Source organism: Empedobacter sp. GD03739, assembly GCF_029843245.1.
Classification (GTDB): domain Bacteria; phylum Bacteroidota; class Bacteroidia; order Flavobacteriales; family Weeksellaceae; genus Empedobacter; species Empedobacter falsenii_B.
Window position 1 is genome coordinate 1 of the sequence record NZ_JAOCHX010000100.1, and the last position, 1,831, is coordinate 1,831.

The window sequence follows — 1,831 nt, forward strand, 5'->3', positions numbered from 1 at the left end:
GTTTAGCAAAAGTAGAATTGTATATTTACACATAAAATGATAACCATCATATTAAAATATATTTAACATGTTAAAATATAAAGTGCATATCTATGAATATCAGAACTTAACATTATTATCTATTCAAATAAACAATTGATATTTAGCATTATTGACTCGATTTTAGCTTGTAAAGCTAAGTATAGAAAAAGAATGAAGAAAAACGGCATTAAAACTCTCTCGTAAAAAAAAGGTTTGAATGATTTTAGCTCGTTTAAGTAATAAGCAGTAAACTAAAAGTGAAAATAAGAGAAAGAAAATAAATAAAACTTTTTATACAAACATTTTAATTTTTACTACAGAAATGATTAGACGATGATGATTTGCTGATTAAAACAAAGCAACAGCAGGTACTTTGTGGTTAACGACTCGGGAGGAATTTCGCGAAAGCGGAATTATTAGTATACGTTAAAATAAAAAAGTTTAAAATGGTTTTCGTAAATTTGAGAAGCAAGCTTCTCCTCTACTTCATTTATCAACCAAATAGATAGTACAACTATGAAAAAAATATTAGTTTGTTTAATTTTAGTGATGACGCAAATGAGTTATGGACAACAATTTTTGACTGCAGAACAATCGGATCCAAAGAATTTTAATTGGATAAAAGGGTTTCCACCTGCAAAAGAAGATATTTTGTCCGCTATAGATGGTAGCTTTTTTAACTTTCCAGCTTTACGATATAGCGTTTGTCATATGCGCGAATTTTTCCCAACTGTAAATGTCGCTTCGGCACAAGAAAACAGATATACTTGGAAAACTAAATTGGATCAATCCATTGATAATGTGACTTTCACTCCTTTAGAAAGTAAAAAAACTATGACATGGAAAGAATCTTTGCAAAAAAATTATACCGATGGAATTATTGTTTTACACAAAGGTGCTATTGTTTATGAGAATTACTTTGGAGAACTAAACAAAAATGGAACTCATGCCTTGATGTCTGTGAGTAAAACCTTGACAGGAACTTTAGGCGGAATGTTAGTTGCCGAAGGTATTCTAGATGAGAATAAAAAATGTAGTGATTATATTCCTGAATTGAAAACCTCAGCTTTTGGTGATGCTACGATTCGTCAAGTTTTGGATATGACAACTGCTTTGCAATATAGTGAAGATTACAGCGATCCGAATGCTGAAGTGTGGGCTTTTTCGGCTGCTGGAAATCCTTTTCCTAAACCTGCTAATTATAATGGACCTACAAATTATTATGATTATTTGAAAACAGTCAAGAAAAATGGTAAACATGGTGAAGCTTTTGGTTATAAAACGGTGAATACTGATGTGATGGGTTGGATTATTACAAAAGTATTGAATAAACCTTTGGCTCAAATTCTATCTGAAAAATTTTGGGAACCATTGGGAACAAACTTTGATGGATATTACCAGATTGATGGTGCTGGAATTGCTTTTGCAGGAGGTGGTTTTAATGCAAACCTTCGAGATTTAGCGATGTTTGGAGAAATGATAAGAAACAATGGTTACTTTAATAATCATCAAATTTTGCCTAAAAAATTGGTTGAGGAAATCAAAAAAGGAGGAAATCAAAAAGCTTTTGAAAAGGCAAATTATAAACTTCTAAAAGGCTGGAGCTACAAAGATATGTGGTGGGTAACGAATAATGAGCATCAAGCATTTATGGCGCGTGGCGTTCATGGTCAAGCGATTTATGTTGATCCAAAAGCGGAAATGGTTATTGTGCGATTTGCTTCCAATCCGGTTGCATCGAATAGTGCGAACGACCCGTATTCGTTACCAGCTTATCATGCTGTTGCAAAATATTTATTGACTAAATAAC

The 1,831-nt window shown here is 32.3% G+C and carries 1 protein-coding gene; it reads left to right on the forward strand.

Annotated elements, in window-relative coordinates; all coding sequences use genetic code 11:
• The first annotated feature begins 537 nt into the window (after window positions 1–537).
• The gene (locus N5E64_RS15550) at window positions 538–1,830 is read left to right on the forward strand and encodes a serine hydrolase (RefSeq protein ID WP_114999787.1); all 1,293 of its coding nucleotides are present in this window, start codon (window positions 538–540) and stop codon (window positions 1,828–1,830) included.
• The last annotated feature ends 1 nt before the right edge of the window (window position 1,831 follow it).

Excerpts from the sequence above, each read along its gene's own strand:
- N5E64_RS15550 (WP_114999787.1), top strand. The coding sequence starts at position 538 with ATGAAAAAAATATTAGTTTGTTTAATTTTAGTGATGACGCAAATGAGT.